We start from the raw sequence: 21,913 nt of genomic DNA on the forward strand, positions 1-21,913 counted from the left end.
CATCGCCGTCACTCTTTCGACAATTCTGTTTCAGCTGATCCGGGGCCGTGCTTCCGGGGCGGATTCTTGTTGGCTGCGTTGATGGCCGGGCATACCGGCCACACTTCGGGAACAACGACGGATGGGAGGAACGACAGATGGCCATCGACATAAAAGTCTCCGTCTACACCAATGGCGACGACGCCTTCGTCGCCTGGGCGCCCAGCGATTTCATCGCCGGATGCCGGGGCTTTCTGCTCGAGCGCGGCCGCAAGGCCGGGGCGAGCGAGAGGATCGAGCCGGTGGAGAACCGCGTCGGCTTCACCAAGGACAAGCCGAAATCGGGCGACCACAGGCCGTCGGACGTCTGGCCGTTCCAGCGCTTCAACTGGACCGACCATGCGGCCGATGTCGGCAATGTCGTGCGCTACCGGGTGACCGCGATGATGAGCGCCGGCCCCGGCAAGCCGCTGACCAAGGGCGTGTCGAGCGACTGGACGGACTGGGCGACACTTGCCACCGACGCGGGCGGCGGCTTTTCCTGCTACTTCAATCGCGGCCTGGTGCTGTCGCAATTCGTCGCCCGCTACATGGCCAAGAACAAGCTGTCGCCCGCGGCCTTCAAGAAGAGCCTGCAGACCAATGGCGACGCAAAATTCCGCGCTTTCCTCGAAGGCGATCTCGGGCTGCGCATGGTCGGGCTGACGCAGGTCGCCGGCGACGAATTACACGCCGCGCTCTACGAGCTCGGCGACGCGACGCTGGAGACAGCGCTGATCGGGCTCGGGCCGCGGCTCCATCTCATCCTCGCCAACGGCTCCGACAAAAGTGGCGACGGCAACAAGGACGCGCGCAGGAACCTCAACGACCACGGCATCGCGACCATCGACCGGATGCTGAAATCGAAAGGCCTCGGCCACAACAAATTCGTCGTCGTGTCCAAGGACGGCGAGCCGAAGATGGCGTGGACGGGCAGCACCAACTGGAGCACGACCGGCCTGTGCACGCAGGTCAACAACGGCTTGCTGATCGAGGACGCGGCGGTCGCGGCGCATTTCCGCAAGCATTGGGACCTGTTGAAGGACGCCTCGCCGCCCAAGACCGACCCGGCCAATTTCACGCCGGCGCTGATGGCGGACAACGATGCCCCCAAGACCTTCACGGTCGGGACCGCCAAGGCGACCGTCTGGTTCACCCGCACCTCGGATGGTGCCGACATGGCGGCGCTGCGCGATGTCATCGCCTCAGCCAAACAGGCGGTGCTGTTCTTGATGTTCACGCCGGGCAAGCAGGGGCTGCACACGCTGGCCGGCCAGCGCGCCAGGGAAAAGGGCATGTATGTGCGCGGCGTGGTCTCGACGCTGAGCGCGGAGGAGGGCGGCACCGAGCAGAATTTCCTCGACATCGACCTGGTGAGCAGCGACCGGAAATTCACGCCCGACCACTATGCGGTGGCGCAGCCGCAGGGCCTCGATACGCCGCTCGGGCCATGGATCGCCGAGGTCAACCGGCGGAGCTTCCTGTCGCAGATCGGCCACGCCATCGTGCACTCGAAGATCCTGGTGACCGACCCGCATTCGAACGACTGCGTGGTGGTGACCGGCAGCCACAATTTCTCGGCGCCGGCGAGCGAGAAGAACGACGAGAACCTGGTGATCGTGCGGGGCCACAGGAAGCTCGCCGCCGCCTATGCCACCTACGCGATGTCGGTCTACAGCCACTACCGCTACCGCTCCTACATCCGCGAGATGCGGGCCCAAGGCAGGACGCCGTGGAGCTATCTCGACGACGACGACCAGTGGCTGAAGACCGAGCTCAGGACCAAGGCGCAGGAGATCGCGTTCTGGACGCAGGGTTAGTTGTTCGACGCAGGGAACTTTGGCCGCTCATTTCCGTGAAATCAGTGCAAACGCTGGCGATTGGCCTCCAACCTCGTCATTCCAGGGCGGAGCAGCCGCGAAGCGGCGTCGCGCAGACCCTGGAATCCATTCCGTGACGTTGATCAAACGTGCAGCGGAGCAGAATTCTGCACCGCAGCAGCGCTCATGCGTCACGGAATGGATACTCGCGCGCGTCGCTTCGCTCCTTGCTCCGCCCGTGGATGACGAGGTTGGGAGGCTTCCGCCAATCCCGGGCGTCTGCGCCGATTTCACAGAAAGGAACGGTGAAAATACTGCCGGCCGACAAGCGGCAACTTAGCCGCTTGCGATTAGATCGGGCATCGATGAGGGCACCCACAATCACTTCTGCTTAAACTGTGCTGTCTTCAGAGCTGTTTCCAGCGACACGGCTGTGTTCTCGACAGTTTCTTCAATCGGCGGTCCAACCCGGATCGCGTCGCCAGGTGGAAGCGTAAACGTTGGGGCCGCGTCGTTGACCCTATTCACAACCCAAAAAAGAAGCGTCATGACGGCGATGTACGCCATGAGGGAAATCAGCAAGCCAGAGATTCCCCAGGTGCGAGCTATCCAATGCGCGGTCGACAAGCCGAAGGCCATGACGGAAAACCCGGCAAAGATCAGGCCGTAAAGAACGCCAACCAGACCTCTGCGAAACGGATAGCTCTGTGCGAATTTGAACATCCCCCAATAGTGCGGCGACACAATTGCAATTTTCTCAAGCACCTATTTAAAGTTGAACCATTTGGAACAGGTCGGATAGACGCGGCGCCGGCAGCTCGCGCAGTCTCCGATCGATCTCATTCATCCCGTCGCAGGGCATTTCTCTACGCAACCGGGGAGAAAGACGCCCTCCCTGTCCAGAACTGTCAGCAGCAGCGGCGATTCACAGTTGCACCGGGCGGCATCCGACCTATATGAGATCACCTTTTCCAGCCGGCCGTATTTCAGCATGTCATCCATCATCTCGATCTCCGGTGTCACGAAAACGTATGCCACCGGCTTCAAGGCGCTGAAGGAAATCAATCTCGACATCGAGCGCGGCGAGATCTTCGCGCTGCTGGGGCCGAACGGCGCCGGCAAGACGACGCTGATCTCGATCGTCTGCGGCATCGTCAACCGCTCTTCAGGCACTGTCACGGTGGACGGCCACGACATCGGCCGGGACTACCGCGCCGCGCGCAGCCTGATCGGGCTGGTGCCGCAGGAGCTTACCATCGACGCTTTCGAGACGGTCTGGGCGACGGTGAACTACAGCCGCGGCCTGTTCGGCAAGGCGCCCAACGCGGCCTTCGTCGAAAAAGTGCTGCGCGACCTTTCGCTGTGGGACAAGAAAGATTCGAGAGCGATCACCCTGTCCGGCGGCATGAAGCGCCGGCTGATGATCGCCAAGGCGCTGTCGCACGAGCCCCGCGTGCTCTTCCTCGACGAGCCGACCGCGGGCGTCGACGTCGAATTGCGCCAGGACATGTGGGCGATGGTGCGGCGCCTGCGCGAGGACGGCGTCACCATCATCCTCACCACGCATTACATCGAAGAGGCCGAGGCGATGGCCGACCGCGTCGGCGTCATCAACAAGGGCGAGATCATCCTGGTCGAGGGCAAGGCCGAGCTTATGCGCAAGCTCGGCCGCAAGCAGATGAATCTGGAGCTGCGCGCGCCGCTCGCCGCCGTTCCGGACGGCCTGTCGCACTATTCATTGGAGCTGTCGGACGACGGCAACCAGCTCACCTACACCTATGACAACCAGAGCGACCGTCCGGGCGTCGCCTCGCTGATCCGCGACCTCGAGGCGGCCGGCGTCCAGTTCCGCGACCTCGACACCAAGAACAGCTCGCTCGAAGAGATCTTCGTCAATCTTCTGAGGCAAGAGCCATGAACCTGCGGGCTGCCCCCAATTTTCGTGCAGTATGGGCGATCTACCGGGTCGAGATGGCGCGCGCCTTCCGCACGGTGCTGCAGAGCATCATCTCGCCGGTCATCTCGACATCGCTCTATTTCGTCGTCTTCGGCTCGGCCATCGGCTCGCGCATCACCGAGATCGACGGCATCGCCTATGGCGCCTTCATCGTGCCGGGGTTGATGATGCTGTCGCTCCTGACGCAATCGATCTCCAACGCCTCCTTCGCCATCTATTTCCCGAAATTCGTCGGCTCGATCTACGAGCTCCTGTCGGCGCCGGTCTCCTATCTGGAGATCATCATCGCCTATGTCGGGGGTGCTGCGACCAAGTCGGTCATGCTCGGCCTGATCATCCTGGCCACGGCGGCGCTTTTCGTGCCGCTCAGGATCGAGCATCCATTCTGGATGATCGCCTTCCTGGTGCTGACCGCGGTGACCTTCAGCCTGTTCGGCTTCATCATCGGCATTTGGGCAAAGACCTTCGAGCAGCTGCAGCTGGTGCCGCTGCTCATCGTTACGCCGCTCACCTTCCTCGGCGGCAGCTTCTATTCGATCCACATGCTGCCCGGCATCTGGAAGACGATCACGCTGTTCAACCCGGTCGTCTACCTGATCAGCGGGTTCCGCTGGAGTTTTTACGGCAAGGCCGACGTCTCGGTCGGCGTCAGCCTCGGCATGACGGTGATGTTCTTGGCGATCTGCATCGCGATCGTGGCGTGGATCTTCAAGACGGGCTATCGGTTGAGGAACTGAACAGGGCTCAGCCGCCGCAGAGCCTTTGTTTTTACGGCACCTGTGTGATGCTGCCGCTGCCGCGCACCTGCGAACGCCGCATGGTCGGGTGCCCGTAGACATCGACGTCGCCGCTACCGGAAATCGAGACATCCGCATCCGCCTGCGCGGTGATCTCGGCATCGCCGCTGCCGCGGATATCGACCTTAGCAGATTGGGCGGTCAGGTTTTTGAGACGCCCGTCGCCTGAACCGGAAATCTGAAGGTCGACGGTCTGAGCCGTTCCGGCGGCGGTGATGCTGCCGCTGCCGCGGATGTCCAGCCGCAGCGCGGGCTGGTTGATCTCGTCCAGGGCGAGATCGCCGCTGCCGATTATCTTCCAGTCCGTTATCGCAGGCCCCGACAGGGTGACGTCGACGCGGTTGTTGAACCAGCCCGGATCGCAGTCCAGGCTGAGCTTGCTGCCTTCCATCCGCACATGGTCGACCAGGACCGATTCGCCGCTGACGACGGCTTGCGCCACGTCTCCCGGCCGGTAGCGCACCGCTGCCGGAACGGCGATGGTGAAACCATCGCCGGCGCTGAACGGCAGCGTGACCTGTTTCGTCGTGGAGGTGGACTTTCCGCAGGTGGATTGCCCGCCGATCCACGAGCCGCCGGCATAGATCCAGTCCGGCCCGGAAAGCCCGATGCCAAGCGCCAGAAAGACGATTGCGCCGGTCAGCCCCGCTGTCGCGACGAATGCCAGTTTTCCAGTCATTGTGCGGTTCCTTCCACGTGATGACAAACAAAGCTCAGGCGCGATCGCGGTCAGGTCGCGCCAGACGCGAATGCAGCCTGGCGTAGCGCCCGACGACCCGTAGGCCGGCGCTGAACCCGAGCAACAGCAAGGCGCCGCCGCCGATGAAGCCGCTCACCAGCCCGGCGCCGATGAAGAGGCGGCCGAGCACGGCGGTGAGCGTTCCGGCAGGATCGAACAGCAGCGTCGTGAGGATGATCTTGATGCCCAGCGCGCCGATGGCGACAAGCGTGATGCCAAGCCCGATGCCAAGGATGATCGCGGTGAGCAGAAGCGGCAGCAGCAGGACGAGATCGACGAAGGCAAGACCGGCAAGCGCGAGTGTCGCCCCCAGCATGTTGGACATGCTCCAATGCGCCTCGAAGCGGCGCAGCCCGGCCTCGGCGCGCAGCTCGCGGGCGAGCCTGGCCGGATCGCCCAGCGCCGCCGCGACCTCCGCTTCGCCGCGGCCGGAAGCATCAGCGAAATGGGAGCTATAGTCGCCGACTATGTCGTCGATCTCGTGCGCCGGCAGGCCGGCCAGCCCCTGTCTCAGCGTCTGCAGGAAAGCGTCCTTGGTCATGGCAGATCCTCGAGAATTTTGTCGATCGCGCCGACGAGCGAGCGCCAATCGCGGCGATGCGCTTCGAACGCCTTCTGTCCTAGCGGCGAGAGCCGGTAATATTTGCGGGGCGGTCCGTTGCTCGACTCCGCGATGCGGGTGGCGACCAGGCCGTCATTCTGCATGCGGCGCATCAGCGGGTAGATCGTGCCTTCCCCCATGCCGACCGCGGCGACCAGCTGGCTGGCGATTTCGTAGCCATAGCTTTCACCCCGCGACAGCACGGCCAGCACGCACAGGTCGAGCGCGCCTTTTCGCAATTGCACCTGGATCGAGTCGGTCATGTCGCATTCCGGTTCACCGGACAGCTTGGTTCCCGGTTTACAAAACAGATATAGCAAGCTACCTGTTTATGCAAGATACCAGTTGATGCAGCTTACCGAGCAAAGAGAAACTGCCATGATCCAGCCACGGTTCATCCGGCTGGCGCAGGAGTGTGTCTGGCATGCCCGGAAAACCAAGCGTATTCAGATCGCCTTGATCAACCGCAGCAGGCCCAGCATTTCCACGAAAGTCCCTTTGCGGAACGCGATATAGGTCGGCTCCTCGACGCCATGGAAGCGGCGCTTGAAGGCCGCTTGGCCCTGCAGGTTGAAGCGCGAGCGGTTGATCCAGGGCGAGTTGTAGGCGCGCTGGAAGGTTCCGCGCCAGAAGCCCGATTCGGCGAAGCCGCTCGGCTCGATGTCGAGCAGCGGCGAGAGCCCGAGCGTCACCTGTGAGACGCCCTCCTCGCGAAAGCGGTCGACGGCGAATTTGGTCAGGCCGATCTCGGCATGTGGCGTCGCGTCGACCTGCTTGCGCTTGAAGGAGGTGGTGTAGCCGACGACCTTGCCGTCGCGGAACAACGGGTCGAAATCGAGGACGGCGAGAAGCCGGCCTTCAGGGCCGTGCAGGAGGAAGCGGCGCATGTCGGCGCCGATCTCTTCGGAAAAGCGACGGTTGAGGAAACCCATTTCCCAACGCTTGATGATGCGCTCTTTGCGCCAGTCGGCGGAAAGCTGCTTGATCTCGTCCTGCAGCCCGTCGCCCTTGTCCTCGGCGAGGGTAAAACCCTTCTTCGTCAGCCAGCGCTCGGAATAGCGCACGGTCTCGTTGCGCCTGCCGGAAAAATCATGCGCAGGCAGCGGCAGCCTGGTGTCGATGCCGAGGCGATTGACCTGGTAGCCGAGGCCGGCGAGCACCTTGGCCGTGTCGGCGCCGACCTGGACGAACCAGGGGCTGTCGGCAGCCTCGACGAAGTGCTTGATATAGGCCGGACGGTCGGCCGGGTCTGCCACCGGATCGCCAAGCGCGAAATGACGGCTCATCTTGGTGCCGAAGGCGATGTAGCCGTCGCCATCGCTGAAATAGGACAGTTTCTGCTGCACGGCCGTCGAATAGGCGAGCGAGAAGTCGCCGTAACGGCGCACCAGCGCCAGGCGCTCGTCGTCCGTCAGGTCGCGTCGCGGGACCTTGGGTGCCACGGCATCGAGAAGCCTGTCGAAATAGATGCGCAGGGGCGCCATGAGCTCCGCGTGCCAAGAATGGATGACCTGCCCCCTCAGGTCGCGAATCGCCGGCGCGGCCGATTGCGGTCACGTCGCGCCAGCGCGATATAGGATGCAATTGGCGACGAATGAAGGGGAAATGTCCGAAAGCGTCCGTATCGTCCATCGGAAACGCGCCACGCGCGTGTAGGGCTTGATATTTCCATGCAATGTTATATATCAAATTATAGATATATAGGCGAATGGTGCTATGGAAGACGTCCTTCGATCCCTCGGCTTTCTCTGCCTCGGCAGCCGGATGAAACGAATAGGCGAGCAGTTGCAGGCCGATACGCAGCGCGTGCTCGACCGCCTGGAGGTGCGCATCCAGTCGAGTCAGTACCCGCTGCTCGCCGCGCTCGACAGGTTGGGTCCGCTGCCGGTCGGAGAGCTGGCGCAATCCCTCGGCGTCGCGCAACCGGGCGTGACGCGCAGCGCGACGCTGCTTGCCGAGCTGGGGCTGGTCGAGGTCAACCCTTCGAATGACGACCAGCGGCGCAGGATCGTTTCGCTGAGCCGCAACGGCCGGCGGCTGGTCGACCAGGCGAAGCGGGAGATCTGGCCGAGCATCGAAAATGCCGTAGCGGGTCTGTGCGCCGATCTTTCCGGGCCGCTGCTCGGCCAGCTTGCCGCCATCGAGGATCGTCTGGCCGCGACGCCGCTCGATCGTCGCGCCGAAAACACCAGGGTGGCCGCGTCGTGAAACATCTTCTCGACCGCCCCATCTGGAGCGCGCTTACGACGCGGCACCAGGCTCTCGCCGAAGGGGGTGAGCTGGCGAGGCGATATCGCCCGTCGATCGTTCCTTTCGCGGCCACCGCAGCCGACGATACGGACAGCCTGCGGGCGCTGGCCAGGCTTCTCCCACCGGGCGAAGCCGCCGTGCTGGTCCAGGCGGACGAGATCGCCTTGCCGCCGCAAATTTCAGCTGTTTCGACGGCGACGCTGGTGCAGATGATCGCCGAGCAGCCGATGCCGGCGACACCAGACGGGCGCATCCGGCAGCTGATGAAAGACGACGCAGCGGAAATGCTGGCGCTCGCGTTGCTCACCAAGCCCGGTCCCTTCACGCTGGAGGCGCTGAGCCTCGGCGATTTCTGGGGCATCAGGATCGACGGCCGGCTGGCGGCGATGGCCGGCGAGCGCATGAAGCAGCCTGGCTGCAGCGAGCTCAGCGGCGTGTGCACGCATCCAGACTTTCGCGGCCGCGGTCTTGCCAGCCTGCTGTCAACGTTCGTCGCCGGCCGGATCGCAGCACGCGGCGAGGTTCCATACCTGCACGCCTATGAAAGCAATGCCGCGGCGACCGGACTCTACGAATCGATCGGCTTCCGTTTGAGAAGCAGGATGAACATGGCCATGGTTCAACGCGCCGAATAAGCACTGGCAGCGGATGTCTCTCGCTTCGTCATCCACGGGCGGAGCGAGGAGCGTAGCGATGAAGCGCAGACCCAAGGGATCCATTCCGTGACATGCGAGCGTCGCAACGGTGCAGAGTTCTGCTCCGCTGCGCCCTGCGATCGCGGCATGGATTCCAGGGTCTACGCGACGGAGCTTCGCTCCTGCTCCGCCCTGGAATGACGACGTCGGGGAAGGCGTTAGCCAATCCCCAACGTCGAGCTGTCGGTCCGTGCTACCCCTAGCGCGTCACACCGCGATCTTGCCGCCGCCCTGCTTCGTGATGGCAACGACGGACGGCCGCACCGGCATGTCCGGCTTGAAGTCCGGCCAGCGCGTCGACGGGTCCTCGTAATAGGACGGGCGGCCAAAACCTTCCCAATCCTCGCCGCCGTCGCCTGGATGCTGGACGGCGACGAAAGCGGTCTGGTCGTCCGGCGAAAACAGCGGGCCGCACATTTCGGCACCGATCGGCACGCGGAAGAACAGTTTCGACGTTGCCCGCGCGTCACCCTCGGTATCGACCGCCCAGAGGCCGTCGGTGCGGCCGGTGGCCTTCGGGCCCTGGCCGTCGGTGGCGACCCACAGGCGCCCGGCAGAATCGACGGCGCAATTGTCAGGCATGCCGAACCAGCCATGGGCGGTGGTCCCGGTCGAGAAGGTAGCACCGACATCGGCAACGGAAGGATCGCCGCATTTCAACAGCACTTCCCATTTGCCCTTGGTCGCCGCGAAGTCGCCCCCTTCCTCGACGATCTCGATGATGTGGCCGAAAGCGTTGTCGGCGCGCGGATTGGCGGCGTCGACCTGCTCGGCCTTGCGCTTGGAATTGTTGGTCAGCATGACATAGACCTTGCCGTTGCCGGCATTGGGCTGGATATCCTCCGGCCGGTCCATCTTGGTGGCGCCGAGCAGGTCGGCGGCGCGGCGCGTCTCGATGAGAACGTCGGCCTGGGAAGCAAAGCCGTTCTCGGCCGTCAGCGGGCCTTGACCGAAAACGATCGGCATCCATTCGACCGAGCCGTCCTCGGCGAATTTGGCCACATGCAACGTGCCGTCGTCGAGCAGGTCCAAGTTGGCGGCGCGGTCGTTCGGGTTGAAAATCCCCTTGGTGACGAATTTGTAGACATAGTCGAAGCGCTCGTCGTCGCCGAGATAGAAGACGACGCGGCCGTCCTTGGCGACGATCGATTCGGCGCCCTCATGCTTGAAGCGGCCCATGGCGGTGCGCTTCCTCGGCACGGAGTTGGGATCGTTGACGTCGACCTCGACGATCCAGCCGAAACGATTGGGCTCGTTCGGCTCCTTGGCGAGGTTGAAGCGGTCGTGATGCGTGCCCCACTCATAGGCGCCTTCCGGAATGCCGAGGCGCTTGTAATTGGCGGCTTCGCTGTGGCCCTCCGGCAATTCGCCCGAGAAATAGCCGTGGATGTTCTCCTCGGCCATCACATAGGTGCCCCAGGGCGTGACGCCGCCGGCGCAATTGTTGAGGGTGCCGATGACCTTGGTACCGGACGGGTCCGCATTGGTCTTGACGCGGTCATGGCCCGCCACCGGGCCGGAGAGCGCCATCTCGGTGGTGGACATGATGCGGCGGTTGAGCTTGCCGTCGCGCACCACTTGCCATTTGCCGCCTTGCTTGCGGATCTCGACGATGGTGCCGCCATGGGCGGCCATCTCGACATCGACCTGCTCCTTTGAGAGCGGCGCCACCTCGGCCTTCTTCTTGCCGTCCTTCTCGACGACCGAGACGATGCCGGGGAACATCAGATGCGGGTTGGTGTATTCGTGGTTGACGACCAAAAGGCCGTGCTCGGCCGAGCCGTCGATCGGAATATAGCCGACATAGTCGTTGTTGTAGCCGAACTGTCTTGCCTGGGCTTCAGCCGACTGCTTCAGCGGATCGAAGTCGGGGGAATCGGAAAACAGCGGATCGCCCCAGCGCAACAGCACGTCGGCGTCATAGCCGGGCGCGACATGGTGCTTGTCGTCGATGCCGGCTTCGAGCTCGTCGAACTTGAAGGCCGAAGCTTCAGCAGCGCGCGCCTCGTCGGCCGCAATCAGCGCCAGCGGACTGACAGTGGCGGCGATGGCCGACACGGCCAGCGAACCCATGAGAAAGCCGCGGCGCGAGAAACGCGCGGCGATGATCTCGCCCATGGTGCGGTTGTCGGTCGGGTTGACCGGCGGGCCGTCATTTTCCTCGAGCTGGCTGGTGCGGAAACGGGTCTCAGGGGTCAGGCTCATGAGTTTGCCCTCGGGCTTCTTGAGTGGCTGGGGATCTTGACCTTTCGACCCCTAAAGCGCGCCGATCACATTTTCGTGACACTGCCGTGATTGAACCGCAATAGTTGTTTGCCGGCTCGCGGCAGCTTTTGCGACACCCGGCTTCGGTCCCTTGAGCGCCTGCGCTCCGCTGCGGTCGGCTTGACGACATCGCCTGCTTCGGAAACAAGAGCTGGCCGGCGTGGCGACGGCGTTTCAAAAAGGGACGGCAAGGTGAGCTTCTGGGGACTGGCGCAACTCGGCATTTCGACCGTGATATTCCTGCTGGCGGCGACGGCGGCCAAGCAATGGGGCATGGCGCCGAGCTTGGCCAAGCTCCTTTTGACGCTGGCGCTCTACTCGGCCGGCAATCTGATCATGCTGAGGCTGGTGCGCGAGTTCGGCATGTCGGTATCGTTCAGCCTGTCGGCGGTGATCCAGCTCGTCGCAGTCAATGTCGTGGCGCTCGCCTTCTTCGGCGAGCGGCTCAATGCCTTGCAGGCGACCGGTGTGGTGCTGGCGATCGCCGCCGTCGCGCTGATCACGCTCGGGCCCTATATGCAGCGGCTGTAGCTGGACCCGAGGGCCCGAATGAAATCGACCGCCAACGCGCTCCTCAACAGGTTGGAATTCCCGGTGCTCGTGGCTGGGCTGGTGATCGCCGGCGGGCTGTGGGGCCTGGTGGAACTCATGGAGGTGGCGCGCGCGACGACGCCGCATGCCTTCGATACGGAAATCCTGCTCGCCTTCCGCCACGCCGGGCAACCGGACAGCCCGATCGGCCCGCTTTGGCTGGAGGGCGCGGTGCGCGACATCACCGCGCTGGGCAGCACGGCAGTGCTGGCGCTGATCACGACGGCGACGATCGCCTATCTGCTCCTGATCCGCAGACCCTCGACAGCCCTGTTCATGTTCGCGGCCGTCGCCGGCGGGCAAGCGCTCTCCAGCCTGCTCAAGCTCGAGGTCGACCGGCCGCGGCCCGATCTCGTCTCGCATCTCGTCACCGAGACCTCGCTCTCATTCCCCAGCGGGCATGCCATGCTGTCGGCCGTGACCTATCTGACGCTCGGTTCCTTGGCGGCCCGCTTCCTGCCGGACCGGACGACCAAGGTCTTCGTGCTCGGCCTCGCCGTGCTCACCACCGTGCTGGTCGGCGCCAGCCGCGTCTATCTCGGCGTGCATTGGCCCTCCGACGTGCTTGCGGGCTGGTGCGCGGGCTTTGCCTGGGCCATGCTGTGCTGGCTCGCGGCGCGCCTGCTGCAGCGACGCAAAGTGGTAGCCGACAGCGATTGACCGATGTCAAGTACATATATAATGATGCTTGAGACATCGTAACATTTATAGTATACATCTTTTAAAAATTCAAAGGTGGATTCCGGCCGATGATCACTGCCGCACAGATGCGCGCCGCGCGGGCGTTGACGGGCATCGACCAGAAGACGCTGGCCGAGCGAGCCGGAGTCTCGCTGCCGACGATCCAGCGCATGGAAGCGAGCGGCGGCGTCGTCAGGGGCGTGGTCGACACGCTGATGAAGGTCATCCAGGCGCTCGACGAGGTCGGCGTGGAGCTGATCGGCGAGAACCAGGCCAGCGAGCGCGGCGGCCGGGGCGTGCGCCTCAAGGCCACCGCGGCGCAGAACCCGCAAGGCTAAGCCGGCAAGCCGAAATGCGAGAGGTTGGCGAGACAGCGCCCCCTCTGTCCTGCCCGTCCTCCGCAGCAGCTTCGGAGGGTAGACCGGACACCTCCCCTCAAGGGCGGCAGCTTCAGCGCCGCGATCAATCCTGCGAGGAATCCAGCGATAGCGCGACGACCTCGCCTTCGCCCATCAGCGGCACGAAGATGCGCCTGCCGTCTGTGCCGACGTCGGCGCTGCCCGGCTTGAACTGCGCTATCGCCGTCGGCGCGCCGCCGCGCTTGTAGCCGTAGAGCGTGCCGGTCATGTAGGCAGTGGCGTAGATGGTGTCGCCGATGGCGACGACGCCGTCGAGGTCGGCGAACTTTTGCGCGCCGGGCAACGGCGCGACCTTCCTGGTGGCGAGGTCGACCGACAGCAATCCGCCGGGCTCGGCGGTGCTGAAATCGGTCTTGTCGATGCCCTTGCCCCAGGACGCGACGATCAACCTGTCGCCATCGGCGAAGACGCCATTCGGCGAGGCGAGCAGCGCATCTTTGACGAACAGCTCCGGTCGGTCGCCGTCGATGCGGTATATCGTGTCGGCCAGCATGTCGCTGACATAGACCTTGCCGGCGCCGTCGGCGGTCATGTCGTTGAGAAACACAGCGCCCGGCACATCGATGGTCTCGACCAGTCTGCCGCTGGCGAGATCGACGACGCGCACCCTGGTGATGTCGGCGGCGTAGAGCCTGCCGCCGGCGATCGCCATGCCCTTGGGCGCGTCCATGCCGTCCACCCAGTGGCGAGAGACGACCTTGCCGTCCATCGACAAGAGCGACAGGTAGCCATTGTCGTCCACCGCGCCGGGATTGCCGACGATGTTGGAGACGACGATGCGGTTGTGGGCGGCATCGACAAGCGCGGATTCCGGCTGCTCGAAGCCGGTGGCCTGCCAGACCTCGCCGGCCTGCGCGACGGACACAGCGCCGATGGCGGCGAAGACGGTTGAAGCGATGAGGTGTTTCATGGGTGCTCTCCGGTGATGACGGCAGAGAGCTAGGATTTTCGATACTTTCCTGGAAGCCGGAACGAGACTAGTATCGCAGTTCAATACGAATTCGCGCAAACGAGGTGCATTCCATGAACGGTCCGATCTTCGAGGCGCTGAAACGGACGTTGAAGGCCAAGGGCCTGACCTATCGAACGCTGGCCGAGCGCATGGGCGTTTCCGAGCCGACGGTGAAGCGCATCTTCCATGAGAAGAACTGCAAGCTCGACCGGCTGATGGAGATCTGCACCGCGGCGGATGTCGAGCTGGAGAACGTGCTCGGCGCGATGAACCGCGGGCCGGGTCCGGCCAACCGCGTCGCGCCGGAAATCGAGCGCCGGCTGGCGGCGCGGCCGGCGCTGCTGTTCGTCTTCGTCATGCTGTCGGAGAAGTTCACGGCCGAAGGCATCATGCGCTCGCAAGGCCTGAGCGAAGCTTCGATGTTCCTCTACCTGCGCGACCTCGAGGAGCTCGGGCTGGTGGCGCTAGGGCGCGGCCTGTCGGCAAGGCTGCTCGTCGAGACGCCGATCCAATGGGATTTCGAAGGTCCGCTGAAGCCGCATTTCGAGATGACCAACAAGAACTTCATCGGCTGGGCGATCGGCCACATGGAGCAGGGCGCGACCTTCATCAGCTTTTCCAGGCGCATGCGGCCGCAAACGGCGGAAATGCTGCGGCGCGAGGCCGAGGAGCTCGCCGAACGCGCCAGGCTGCTTGCCCATCACGACCAGCACACCACGCCCGAGGACGAGCTCACGGGCTACAAATGGACCTTTGCCTTCGGAGCGACGCCCTTTCCCGCGATCATGCCGATCGGCCCGCATCCGAGGGATGCGGGGGCCAGGGCGGCGAAGGAGAAACGGGCGTTGCCGGCGTAGCGCCTTCTCCTTCTCCCCTTGTGGGAGAAGGTGGATCGGCGCGCAGCGCCGAGACGGATGAGGGGTGTTCCAGCTTGGCCGAAGCGCTCGTCCAAAGCCGCAATCGCCAACGCCTCGTTCCCTGGAGCACCCCTCATCCGGCCGCTTCGCGGCCACCTTCTCCCACAAGGGGAGAAGGAGAGGCGCCGCGCTAAGCCGCTTTTGCTTCTTCCTGCGGTCCGGCGAGATCATCGCGCGCCTTGCGGGCCAATCTCTTGGCCGAGCGCTTGGGGCTGTCGCCGAACAGGTCGGCGGCATCGGCAAGGCAGGCCTTGGCAAGGCTCTTTTCGGAGCGCTTCAACAGCTTGCGCAGAAGCTTCGTCTCGTCGGCGGGACCGAGCGGTTCGCCATCGGCGTCGAGCAGGGCGCGCATGACGAAGACGTCGTGCAATTCGCCGAGCTCTTCGCCGAGCCTGTCGACCGCCTTGCGGCGCACCTTGATCGGTGTCGGCCACAGGCGGCCGAGCAGCGACAGATGCATGGAGTGGGTCTTTGTCGCCTTGCGCAGGTCGTGAAAATCGTCGGCCTCGCCGCGCGACTCCGCCTTGTCCAGCGCCTTTTTCGCCCGCCGCAAGGTGGCGCGGGCGCCGTCGGCCAATATATCGGCCGCCTGTTCCGGCAGATCGGGCAAAGCCAGCCTGTCGATGCGCTCCAGGCCTTCCCGGCAAGCGGCGATCGCCGCATTGATGGCGGCGTCAAGGCCGGGGCCGGCGTGGAGTTCGTGCTGGCGCAGCACCAGCCGCTCGCGCACGGGGTCGAGACCGCCGCCTGCCGATTGTTCCGGAAAGGCATCGGCCAAGCGGTCGACGGTCTCGATCAAGGCGGTCGCCTCGCGCGGGCCGGCCAGCAGCGCCGATACTTGCTTATAACATTCGTTCTCGGTCTGGCAGAACGGTTCGTCCCCGAAACGAACCAGGCGTAGCAAGGCGCGCACGCTTTTCAGCCGCTTGCGGCATTTGTGCAGTCCCTGCTCCGGCTTCTCGCGCGCCATCTCGAGATGGGCGACTGCCTTGCCGATCTCGTCGGCCAATATGCGCCTGACCTCGCCGGTCAGCGGCAAGCGCGGATCGATGCGGAAGCTCATGCGGCGATCTCCGGATTCCCCCCGAGGGCCAGCGACGCGTTGTAGAACCTCGACTCGCCGGTGACCTCGCGACCGAGCCAGTCGGGCAGCATTTCGTCAGATATGTCCTCCGGCGTCTCCAGCTCCGCGATCACCAGCTCCGCGAGCTCGCCGCCGAAAACATCGACTTCATAGAGATAGCCGCCGTGTCTAACATGGTGGCGTGTCTTCTCGATGACACGTCCGACGGCGAACGCCATCAATTCCTCAGCCTCGGCAAGCGGGATCGAATATTCAAATTCGTCGCGCTCGCGCGCCCTGTCGCCGAACTTCAGCGTGAGCTTGGCGGAGCGCTCGTCGCTGATGCGCACCCGCACCGAGCGGCCGGGCTGTGCGGCGACGTAGAATTGACGAATGCGGATTTCCGCCTCGACCTCATCGCGCCAGGCGGGACTGGAGACCAGGAACTTACGCTCGACTTCCTTGCCCATGGCCGCGCACTAAAGCCTGTGAGGATCGAGAAGGCAAGCCGAGTCGCGGTCAAATTTGACTTTAATCAATCGATTGATTAAAGTCGGCCATGAACAAAGGATCAATCGCAAGGAGGCCGCAGCGCGAGGTCGGCACCGCCGATCAAACGCGCGCGGCGCTTGTCCACGCGGCGCTCAGGCTGTTCGGGCGGAAGGGTTTCGACGGCACCTCGACGCGGGAGATCGCGGCCGAGGCCAAGGCCAATATCGGCTCCATCGCCTATCACTTCGGCGGCAAGGAAGGCCTGCGCGCCGCCGCCGCCGACTTCATCGTCGACACCATCCAGGGGATTGCCGGCCAGGCGCTGGGCGGCGTGCAAGCAACGGCGCCCCTGGACCCGGAAGCAGCCCAGGCGCAGCTTTTCGCGGCGCTCGAGCGGATGGTGGGCTTCGTCGTGGCCAGTCCGCAGGCCGGCGAGATCGTACAATTCGTACTTCGCGAGCTCTCGTATCCGACCGCCGCGCTCGACCGCATCTATGCCGGCGTGTTCGAGCCGACGCACCGGCGGCTGTGCCAGGTCTGGGAACAGGCGACCGGCGAGCCGGCCGAGAGCGAAGCGACCAAGCTTACCGTCTTCACCATGATCGGCCAGGTCATCTATTTCCGCATCGGCCGCGAGGCGGTGATGCGCCGGATGGGCTGGCGCGAGATCGGCAATGAAGAGGCCGCCAAGGTGGTTGCGGTCGCAACCGACAATCTCAGGGCAATGCTGGCCGCACGCGGGCCGGCCACCGGCAAGAAGGGCAAATCATGAGCTTTCTTTGTTCGCTGCCGCTCGCGGCCCAATTGTTCGGCGCCTGCGCGCCGGCCGCACCTTTGGCCGTCGGCTATGTCGAAGGCGAATATGTGCTGATGGCGCCGATCGAAGTGGCCCAGGTGGCGACGGTGACGGTTCGGCGCGGCGACCGCGTCGAGAATGGCACGGCGGTGGCGACGCTGGAAGATGCCGACGCCAAGATCGAGGTTGTGCAGGCCAAAGCCGCGCTTGCGCAGGCCCAGGCCCAGCTTGCCGATCTGCAGGTCGGCAAGCGCCCCGAGGAAATCGCCGTGCTCAAGGCCGAGGTCGACATGGCCAAAGCCCAGGCGGCCGACGCCAAGCGCAAATACGACCGCGCCAGCGACCTGTACAAGCGCGGCACCGGCACCCAGGCCGATTACGACACCGCCTCGGCTTCGCTGGAGACCGCCAATGCCCAGGTCGGCCAGGCGGAAGCCAATCTCGCCGTCGGCAATCTGCCGGCGCGGGCCGAGACCATCAAGGCCGCCGACAACCAGGTCAAGCAGGCGCGGTCGACCCTGGAGCAGGCCGAGTGGCGGCTGTCGAAGCGGGTTCTGGCGGCGCCCTCGCCCGGCCGCGTCAACGATGTCATCCGCAATCCAGGCGACACAGCCGGGCCGACCGCGCCGGTGATCTCGATGCTGCCGGACGGCGCCGTGAAGCTCAGCGTCTATGTGCCCGAAAGCGCGTTCTCGGCGGTCAAGGTCGGCACCGAGCTCAACGTCCATTGCGACGGCTGCGGGATGGGGCTGAAGGCACGCGTCAGCTATGTCTCGCCCGACCCCGAATTCACGCCGCCGGTGATCTACTCGCTGGAGAACCGGCAGAAGCTGGTCTATCTCGTCGAGGCGCGGCCGGAGGGCGATGCGGGACCGCTGCAGCCCGGCCAGATCGTCGATGTCGATCTTGCGGATCTCGGGCAATGAACGCCATCGACGTTCGCGGCCTGGTCAAGCGCTTCGGCGACAAGACCGTCGTCGACCATGTGACGATGACGGTCGCCGAAGGCGAGATCGTCGGCTTCCTCGGGCCGAACGGCTCGGGCAAGACGACGACCATCCGCATCATGTGCGGGCTTTTGACGCCGGACGAAGGCGACGGCACGGTGCTGGGCTTCGACATCCGCACCGACGCGCTCAAGATCAAGCGCGAAGTCGGCTACATGACCCAGAAATTCTCATTCTACGAGGACCTGACGATCGGCGAGAACCTCGAATTCGTGGCGCGGCTCTACCGGTTGAGGCCGGTCGAGGAGTATGTCTCGCGCACGCTTCAGGATCTCGGCCTGGCGAGCCGCCGCAACCAGCTGGCCGGCACGCTTTCCGGCGGCTGGAAGCAGCGGCTGGCGCTGGCCGCCTGCATCATGCACGAGCCGAAGCTGCTGCTGCTCGACGAGCCGACGGCGGGCGTCGATCCCAAGGCGCGGCGCGAGTTCTGGGACGAGATCCATCGCCTTGCCGGCGGCGGGCTGACCGTGCTCGTCTCCACCCACTACATGGACGAAGCCGAGCGCTGCCACCGCATCAGCTACATCTCCTACGGCAAGATGCTCGCCACCGGCACCGTGGACGAGGTGGTGAAGAATGCCGGGCTGACCACTTTCGTCTTGCAGGGGCCGCGGCTCGACCAGGTGGCCGAGGCATTGCAGGGCAGGCCCGGCGTCGACCAGGTGGCGCCGTTCGGCGCGACGCTGCATGTCGTCGGCTCCGACAAGGCGGCGCTCGAAAAGGCGCTGGCCGACGTCGAGAAGGAACACAAGGGCGTCACCGTGAAACCAGGTGAGACCAGCCTCGAGGATGTGTTCATCCAGTTCATGGCCGGCTCGAAGGACAATATGGCATGAACGCGGTCTTCTCCTTCGCCAGGCTGGGCGCGCTGCTCGCCAAGGAATTCATCCAGATGCGGCGCGACCGCATCACCTTCGCCATGATGCTGGGGGTGCCGCTGATCCAGCTGGTGCTGTTCGGCTATGCGATCAACAACGACCCGAAGAGCCTGCCGGCCGCGCTGGTGGCGACCAGCAGCGACCCCTACACGCGGGCCATGGTCTCGGCGCTGCAGACCACCGGCTACTACCGATTCGACCATGTCGCGCAAAGTGCCGAGGAAGCCGAGTTCCTGATGGCGCGTGGCGACGTCTCCTTCGTCGTCACCATCCCCGCCGATTTCGCCCGCCGCGTCGAGCGCGGCGACAATCCGCAGATCCTGATCGAGGCCGACGCCACCGACCCGGCGGTCGCCAGCGGCGCGATCTCGACGCTCAGCACCGTGGCCGGCCAGGCGCTGCTCAGGGCGCAGGGCACTGAGGAGACTGCCAAGGAGGCGGCGCGCGGCCAACTCGATGTCGTCGTGCACCGGCGCTACAATCCCGAAGGCATCTCGCAATACAACATCGTGCCCGGCCTGCTTGGCGTCATCCTGCAGATGACGATGGTGATGATGACCTCGATCGCGCTGACGCGCGAGACCGAGCGCGGCACGATGGAAAACCTTCTGGCCATGCCGTCGAGCCCGCTCGAGATCATGATGGGCAAGGTGCTGCCCTACCTGGTGGTGGGCGCGGTGCAGGTGGTGGTGGTGCTGGCGGCGGCGAAGCTTCTGTTTGCCATTCCCTTCATGGGGTCGCTGTCGCTGCTGCTGTCGACCGTGCTGGTGTTCGTGCTGTCGCTGGTGCTGCTCGGCTACACGATCTCGACGATCGCGCGCACGCAGATGCAGGCGCTGCAGCTCACCTTTTTCTTTTTCCTGCCCTCGATCATGCTGTCGGGCTTCATGTTCCCCTATCGCGGCATGCCCGGCTGGGCGCAGACCTTTGGCGAGATCTTCCCGCTGACCCATTTTTTGCGCATCACCCGCGCGGTCATGCTGAAAGGGGCAGAGCTGCCGGCGGTGGCGACGGAGATCGGCTGGCTGGTGGTGTTCGTGGCATTGTTTGCCGGCGTGGCACTGGTGCGGTTCAGGCGGACGCTGGATTAGGCCGGACGCCCCTGACGCAGGGCAGGTCGACACGATTGGCCAAGATCAGTTGCGGCTGGTCATGCGCTCGCAGATGGCGCCGCCGATGGCAGGCAACAGGCCAAAGAGCAACAACTGGGCGGTTCCACCGATGCCAAACGCTCCAGCAAGCAGAAACGCAACCAGCAGCCCGAGTGCCCCGCCCAAGACAAATGGCAGGTAACCTAGCAACAGCTTCTCCCGGCAGTGACCAATTGATGGAAAACGTAACGTGATCGACCCAAAAGGCAAGTGTCCCGCTATGAAGGGCCTCTATGCCGCCGCGATGATTTCCGCATAGGTGCCGAAATCGACATTGCCGCCGGACAGCACCACGGCGACGCATTTGCCGGCAAGGTCGATCTCGCCGGATGAGAGCGCGGCAAACGCGACGCAGCCGCCGGGCTCGACCACGAGCTTGAGATGGGCCATGGCGTCGCGCATCGCCTGGGCGGCCGCCTTGTCGGAGACGGCGATGGCGCCGGCGAGATTCCGGCGGTTGATCTCGAAGGTGATGGCGCCCGGCTCGGCGGTAAGCAGCGCATCGCAAATCGAAGTGCGTCCGGGTTCGTTCGAGACCCGCTCGCCCTTGGCCAGCGAGCGGCGCGTGTCGTCGAAATGTTCGGGTTCGACCGCCCAGACTTGCGTGCTCGGTGAGGCGTCCTTGACGGCCACGGAGATGCCGCTCGACAGGCCGCCGCCACCGCAAGGCACGACGACGGCATCAAGCGCTACACCGAGCACTTTCGCCTGCTTTATCAGCTCCAGGCCGATCGTGCCCTGGCCGGCAATGATGGCCGGATCGTCGAAGGGCGGCACCAGCACCATGCCCTTTTCGATATAGGGGCGAACGACCGTCATGCGGTCGTCCTTATAACGGTCGAACGGCACCACTTCGGCGCCCATCTTGCGGACATTGCCGACTTTCAGCGCCGGCGCATCGGCCGGCATGGCGATCACCGCCTTGACGCCGAACATGGCGGCCGAGGCCGCCACGCCTTGCGCGTGGTTGCCGGAGGAGAAGGCGACGACGCCCCGGCCGCGCTCTTCCTCGCTCAGGCTAGACAGCTTGTTGTAGGCACCGCGGATCTTGAAGGAGCCGGTGCGCTGCAGCGTCTCGGGCTTGAATAGGATGCGGCCGCCATAGCGCTTGTTGAGCTCGGGCGATTCGATCAGCGGCGTTTCGACGATCAGGCCGGAAAGCCGCTCGGCGGCGGCGCGGATGTCGGAGATGCCGGGCAGGGTGAGCATGATGGGCCTCGCGGGATAAGCCCGGTCATGGTGCACGCAAACCGAGGCGTCGCGCCAACGAAAAAATGTGACGGAGACAAGGTTTGCCACGATGGCGGCGGCGGCGGAACTGCTGATCTCCCCCCTCGTGGGGGAGATGGCCGGCAGGCCAGAGGGGGGCGCTGTCCCGCCGACATTGCGCCTGCCGGCAACCCCTCACCCCAGCAGCGTCTTCGTCCTTTTGCTGCCGCCCAGCTTGCGCCAGGAATTGAAGCGGTGGGTGGCGGCGGCGAAGGATATCTTCATCTGCTGGGAAACCGTGTAGCGCGACTTGCCTTCGTCGAACATGCGGTAGCAGCACTCGGCGCCTTCCTCGGTCAGCTTGCCGTCCGGCGTCTTGTTGTGCGGATTGGCCGGGTCGAATTTATCGAGTTGTTCCTCGACAAGACCTTTCAGGCGCTGCAGGTCGGCCTCGATGCTGGCGATGAGATCGAGAACCGGCTTGGCGTCAAAGGCGTGCGGGGGCTTCTTGTCCGTCATGCCGGGCGTCCTTCAATTTCGGTGGTGGTCAGCTATATAGGCAAACATTCGGCAATAATGAAGGGTTTGGCCACGCGGGATCAGCATTCGCGCGCC

General features: G+C 64.5%; 25 protein-coding genes. 13 read left to right on the plus strand and 12 right to left on the minus strand.

Annotated elements, in window-relative coordinates; translation table 11 throughout:
• Positions 1-137: 137 nt before the first annotated feature.
• On the plus strand, positions 138-1,838 hold the full coding sequence (locus FJW05_RS14875) for a phospholipase D-like domain-containing protein (protein ID WP_140633311.1): 1,701 nt from the start codon (positions 138-140) through the stop codon (positions 1,836-1,838).
• A 381-nt stretch (positions 1,839-2,219) separates the two neighbouring features.
• Here FJW05_RS14875 and FJW05_RS14880 read toward each other — a convergent pair whose 3' ends face one another.
• Positions 2,220-2,603 carry a hypothetical protein gene (locus tag FJW05_RS14880; RefSeq protein ID WP_140633314.1) on the minus strand — a complete coding sequence of 128 codons (384 nt, stop codon included), beginning with the start codon at positions 2,601-2,603 and terminating at the stop codon, positions 2,220-2,222.
• 226 nt (positions 2,604-2,829) lie between these two features.
• Here FJW05_RS14880 and FJW05_RS14885 point away from each other — a divergent pair, with 226 nt between their 5' ends.
• Both FJW05_RS14885 and FJW05_RS14890 read left to right on the plus strand, forming a co-directional pair.
• Positions 2,830-3,756 (plus strand): ABC transporter ATP-binding protein, encoded by a 927-nt coding sequence (locus FJW05_RS14885; RefSeq protein ID WP_140546691.1) that lies wholly within the window; start codon positions 2,830-2,832, stop codon positions 3,754-3,756.
• On the plus strand, positions 3,753-4,532 hold the full coding sequence (locus tag FJW05_RS14890) for an ABC transporter permease (RefSeq protein ID WP_140546692.1): 780 nt from the start codon (positions 3,753-3,755) through the stop codon (positions 4,530-4,532). Before FJW05_RS14885 ends, FJW05_RS14890 begins: the two co-directional genes overlap by 4 nt.
• 31 nt (positions 4,533-4,563) lie before the next feature.
• Here the strand turns inward: FJW05_RS14890 and FJW05_RS14895 are convergent, their stop codons facing one another.
• The 4 genes from FJW05_RS14895 to FJW05_RS14910 form a co-directional block, all read right to left on the minus strand.
• On the minus strand, positions 4,564-5,271 hold the full coding sequence (locus FJW05_RS14895; RefSeq protein ID WP_140633317.1) for a DUF2807 domain-containing protein: 708 nt from the start codon (positions 5,269-5,271) through the stop codon (positions 4,564-4,566).
• Positions 5,272-5,305: 34 nt separating this feature from the next.
• On the minus strand, positions 5,306-5,872 hold the full coding sequence (locus FJW05_RS14900) for a DUF1700 domain-containing protein (RefSeq protein ID WP_140546694.1): 567 nt from the start codon (positions 5,870-5,872) through the stop codon (positions 5,306-5,308).
• Complete coding sequence (locus tag FJW05_RS14905; RefSeq protein WP_140546695.1) at positions 5,869-6,195, minus strand: PadR family transcriptional regulator; 327 nt, start codon at positions 6,193-6,195, stop codon at positions 5,869-5,871. Before FJW05_RS14905 ends, FJW05_RS14900 begins: the two co-directional genes overlap by 4 nt.
• A gap of 183 nt (positions 6,196-6,378) precedes the next feature.
• Positions 6,379-7,416, minus strand: coding sequence for a phosphatidylglycerol lysyltransferase domain-containing protein (locus FJW05_RS14910; protein ID WP_140633320.1), 1,038 nt, complete (start codon positions 7,414-7,416; stop codon positions 6,379-6,381).
• 232 nt (positions 7,417-7,648) lie between these two features.
• Here FJW05_RS14910 and FJW05_RS14915 point away from each other — a divergent pair, with 232 nt between their 5' ends.
• Together FJW05_RS14915 and FJW05_RS14920 are read left to right on the plus strand one after the other, a co-directional pair.
• Entirely contained in the window at positions 7,649-8,140 is a 492-nt protein-coding gene (locus FJW05_RS14915; RefSeq protein WP_140633323.1) for a MarR family transcriptional regulator, read from the plus strand.
• Positions 8,137-8,817, plus strand: coding sequence for a GNAT family N-acetyltransferase (locus FJW05_RS14920; protein ID WP_140633326.1), 681 nt, complete (start codon positions 8,137-8,139; stop codon positions 8,815-8,817). The genes FJW05_RS14915 and FJW05_RS14920 overlap by 4 nt, the downstream gene beginning before the upstream one ends.
• A 267-nt stretch (positions 8,818-9,084) precedes the next feature.
• Here FJW05_RS14920 and FJW05_RS14925 read toward each other — a convergent pair whose 3' ends face one another.
• Positions 9,085-11,082: a PhoX family phosphatase gene (locus tag FJW05_RS14925; protein ID WP_140633329.1), complete on the minus strand. Its 1,998-nt coding sequence runs from the start codon at positions 11,080-11,082 to the stop codon at positions 9,085-9,087.
• Positions 11,083-11,334: 252 nt separating this feature from the next.
• On the opposite strand from FJW05_RS14925, the gene FJW05_RS14930 reads away from it, so the two are divergent.
• From FJW05_RS14930 to FJW05_RS14940, 3 genes are all read left to right on the plus strand, one after another.
• Positions 11,335-11,673 (plus strand): hypothetical protein, encoded by a 339-nt coding sequence (locus tag FJW05_RS14930; protein ID WP_140546700.1) that lies wholly within the window; start codon positions 11,335-11,337, stop codon positions 11,671-11,673.
• Between the two features lie 18 nt (positions 11,674-11,691).
• Positions 11,692-12,393 carry a phosphatase PAP2 family protein gene (locus FJW05_RS14935; RefSeq protein WP_140633332.1) on the plus strand — a complete coding sequence of 234 codons (702 nt, stop codon included), beginning with the start codon at positions 11,692-11,694 and terminating at the stop codon, positions 12,391-12,393.
• Between the two features lie 89 nt (positions 12,394-12,482).
• Complete coding sequence (locus FJW05_RS14940; protein WP_140633335.1) at positions 12,483-12,752, plus strand: helix-turn-helix transcriptional regulator; 270 nt, start codon at positions 12,483-12,485, stop codon at positions 12,750-12,752.
• A 124-nt stretch (positions 12,753-12,876) separates the two neighbouring features.
• Here FJW05_RS14940 and FJW05_RS14945 read toward each other — a convergent pair whose 3' ends face one another.
• A complete protein-coding gene (locus FJW05_RS14945) occupies positions 12,877-13,743 on the minus strand; it encodes an SMP-30/gluconolactonase/LRE family protein (protein WP_140633337.1) in 867 nt (288 codons plus the stop codon).
• Positions 13,744-13,856: 113 nt separating this feature from the next.
• Between FJW05_RS14945 and FJW05_RS14950 the strand changes: the two genes are divergently transcribed.
• On the plus strand, positions 13,857-14,642 hold the full coding sequence (locus FJW05_RS14950) for a helix-turn-helix transcriptional regulator (protein WP_140633340.1): 786 nt from the start codon (positions 13,857-13,859) through the stop codon (positions 14,640-14,642).
• Positions 14,643-14,832: 190 nt separating this feature from the next.
• On the opposite strand, the gene FJW05_RS14955 is transcribed toward FJW05_RS14950, so the two are convergent.
• Together FJW05_RS14955 and FJW05_RS14960 are read right to left on the minus strand one after the other, a co-directional pair.
• The gene (locus FJW05_RS14955) at positions 14,833-15,765 is read right to left on the minus strand and encodes a CHAD domain-containing protein (protein ID WP_140633343.1); all 933 of its coding nucleotides are present in this window, start codon (positions 15,763-15,765) and stop codon (positions 14,833-14,835) included.
• A complete protein-coding gene (locus FJW05_RS14960; protein ID WP_140545792.1) occupies positions 15,762-16,235 on the minus strand; it encodes a CYTH domain-containing protein in 474 nt (157 codons plus the stop codon). The genes FJW05_RS14955 and FJW05_RS14960 overlap by 4 nt, the downstream gene beginning before the upstream one ends.
• Positions 16,236-16,324: 89 nt before the next feature.
• Here FJW05_RS14960 and FJW05_RS14965 point away from each other — a divergent pair, with 89 nt between their 5' ends.
• Genes FJW05_RS14965 through FJW05_RS14980 form a run of 4 tightly spaced genes read left to right on the plus strand, consistent with a single transcriptional unit; the run spans position 16,325 to position 20,029 of the window.
• Positions 16,325-17,029: a DUF1956 domain-containing protein gene (locus FJW05_RS14965; protein WP_140633345.1), complete on the plus strand. Its 705-nt coding sequence runs from the start codon at positions 16,325-16,327 to the stop codon at positions 17,027-17,029.
• Complete coding sequence (locus FJW05_RS14970) at positions 17,026-17,979, plus strand: HlyD family efflux transporter periplasmic adaptor subunit (protein WP_140633348.1); 954 nt, start codon at positions 17,026-17,028, stop codon at positions 17,977-17,979. Before FJW05_RS14965 ends, FJW05_RS14970 begins: the two co-directional genes overlap by 4 nt.
• Positions 17,976-18,896 (plus strand): ABC transporter ATP-binding protein, encoded by a 921-nt coding sequence (locus FJW05_RS14975; protein WP_095770115.1) that lies wholly within the window; start codon positions 17,976-17,978, stop codon positions 18,894-18,896. The genes FJW05_RS14970 and FJW05_RS14975 overlap by 4 nt, the downstream gene beginning before the upstream one ends.
• Positions 18,893-20,029 (plus strand): ABC transporter permease, encoded by a 1,137-nt coding sequence (locus FJW05_RS14980; protein ID WP_140633351.1) that lies wholly within the window; start codon positions 18,893-18,895, stop codon positions 20,027-20,029. The genes FJW05_RS14975 and FJW05_RS14980 overlap by 4 nt, the downstream gene beginning before the upstream one ends.
• 45 nt (positions 20,030-20,074) lie before the next feature.
• Here FJW05_RS14980 and FJW05_RS27455 read toward each other — a convergent pair whose 3' ends face one another.
• The 3 genes from FJW05_RS27455 to FJW05_RS14995 all read right to left on the minus strand — a co-directional run bounded on the left by FJW05_RS27455 (position 20,075) and on the right by FJW05_RS14995 (position 21,817).
• Positions 20,075-20,239, minus strand: a complete 165-nt coding sequence (locus FJW05_RS27455; RefSeq protein ID WP_181164956.1) for a hypothetical protein — start codon at positions 20,237-20,239, stop codon at positions 20,075-20,077.
• Between the two features lie 81 nt (positions 20,240-20,320).
• A complete protein-coding gene (locus FJW05_RS14985) occupies positions 20,321-21,298 on the minus strand; it encodes a threonine/serine dehydratase (protein WP_140633354.1) in 978 nt (325 codons plus the stop codon).
• Between the two features lie 195 nt (positions 21,299-21,493).
• Positions 21,494-21,817, minus strand: a complete 324-nt coding sequence (locus FJW05_RS14995) for a hypothetical protein (protein WP_095770189.1) — start codon at positions 21,815-21,817, stop codon at positions 21,494-21,496.
• Between the last annotated feature and the right edge of the window lie 96 nt (positions 21,818-21,913).

The sequence above is a fragment of the Mesorhizobium sp. B2-9-1 genome (assembly GCF_006439455.1).
GTDB lineage: Bacteria > Pseudomonadota > Alphaproteobacteria > Rhizobiales > Rhizobiaceae > Mesorhizobium.

Bases quoted from the DNA above. Each gene is read 5' to 3' on its own strand.
- FJW05_RS14875 (WP_140633311.1), top strand. From the start codon at position 138: ATGGCCATCGACATAAAAGTCTCCGTCTACACCAATGGCGACGACGCC.
- FJW05_RS14885 (WP_140546691.1), top strand. From the start codon at position 2,830: ATGTCATCCATCATCTCGATCTCCGGTGTCACGAAAACGTATGCCACC.
- FJW05_RS14890 (WP_140546692.1), top strand. From the start codon at position 3,753: ATGAACCTGCGGGCTGCCCCCAATTTTCGTGCAGTATGGGCGATCTAC.
- FJW05_RS14895 (WP_140633317.1), bottom strand. From the start codon at position 5,271: ATGACTGGAAAACTGGCATTCGTCGCGACAGCGGGGCTGACCGGCGCA.
- FJW05_RS14900 (WP_140546694.1), bottom strand. From the start codon at position 5,872: ATGACCAAGGACGCTTTCCTGCAGACGCTGAGACAGGGGCTGGCCGGC.
- FJW05_RS14905 (WP_140546695.1), bottom strand. From the start codon at position 6,195: ATGACCGACTCGATCCAGGTGCAATTGCGAAAAGGCGCGCTCGACCTG.
- FJW05_RS14910 (WP_140633320.1), bottom strand. From the start codon at position 7,416: ATGGCGCCCCTGCGCATCTATTTCGACAGGCTTCTCGATGCCGTGGCA.
- FJW05_RS14915 (WP_140633323.1), top strand. From the start codon at position 7,649: ATGGAAGACGTCCTTCGATCCCTCGGCTTTCTCTGCCTCGGCAGCCGG.
- FJW05_RS14925 (WP_140633329.1), bottom strand. From the start codon at position 11,082: ATGAGCCTGACCCCTGAGACCCGTTTCCGCACCAGCCAGCTCGAGGAA.
- FJW05_RS14935 (WP_140633332.1), top strand. From the start codon at position 11,692: ATGAAATCGACCGCCAACGCGCTCCTCAACAGGTTGGAATTCCCGGTG.
- FJW05_RS14940 (WP_140633335.1), top strand. From the start codon at position 12,483: ATGATCACTGCCGCACAGATGCGCGCCGCGCGGGCGTTGACGGGCATC.
- FJW05_RS14945 (WP_140633337.1), bottom strand. From the start codon at position 13,743: ATGAAACACCTCATCGCTTCAACCGTCTTCGCCGCCATCGGCGCTGTG.
- FJW05_RS14950 (WP_140633340.1), top strand. From the start codon at position 13,857: ATGAACGGTCCGATCTTCGAGGCGCTGAAACGGACGTTGAAGGCCAAG.
- FJW05_RS14955 (WP_140633343.1), bottom strand. From the start codon at position 15,765: ATGAGCTTCCGCATCGATCCGCGCTTGCCGCTGACCGGCGAGGTCAGG.
- FJW05_RS14960 (WP_140545792.1), bottom strand. From the start codon at position 16,235: ATGGGCAAGGAAGTCGAGCGTAAGTTCCTGGTCTCCAGTCCCGCCTGG.
- FJW05_RS14965 (WP_140633345.1), top strand. From the start codon at position 16,325: ATGAACAAAGGATCAATCGCAAGGAGGCCGCAGCGCGAGGTCGGCACC.
- FJW05_RS14970 (WP_140633348.1), top strand. From the start codon at position 17,026: ATGAGCTTTCTTTGTTCGCTGCCGCTCGCGGCCCAATTGTTCGGCGCC.
- FJW05_RS14975 (WP_095770115.1), top strand. From the start codon at position 17,976: ATGAACGCCATCGACGTTCGCGGCCTGGTCAAGCGCTTCGGCGACAAG.
- FJW05_RS14980 (WP_140633351.1), top strand. From the start codon at position 18,893: ATGAACGCGGTCTTCTCCTTCGCCAGGCTGGGCGCGCTGCTCGCCAAG.
- FJW05_RS14985 (WP_140633354.1), bottom strand. From the start codon at position 21,298: ATGCTCACCCTGCCCGGCATCTCCGACATCCGCGCCGCCGCCGAGCGG.
- FJW05_RS14995 (WP_095770189.1), bottom strand. From the start codon at position 21,817: ATGACGGACAAGAAGCCCCCGCACGCCTTTGACGCCAAGCCGGTTCTC.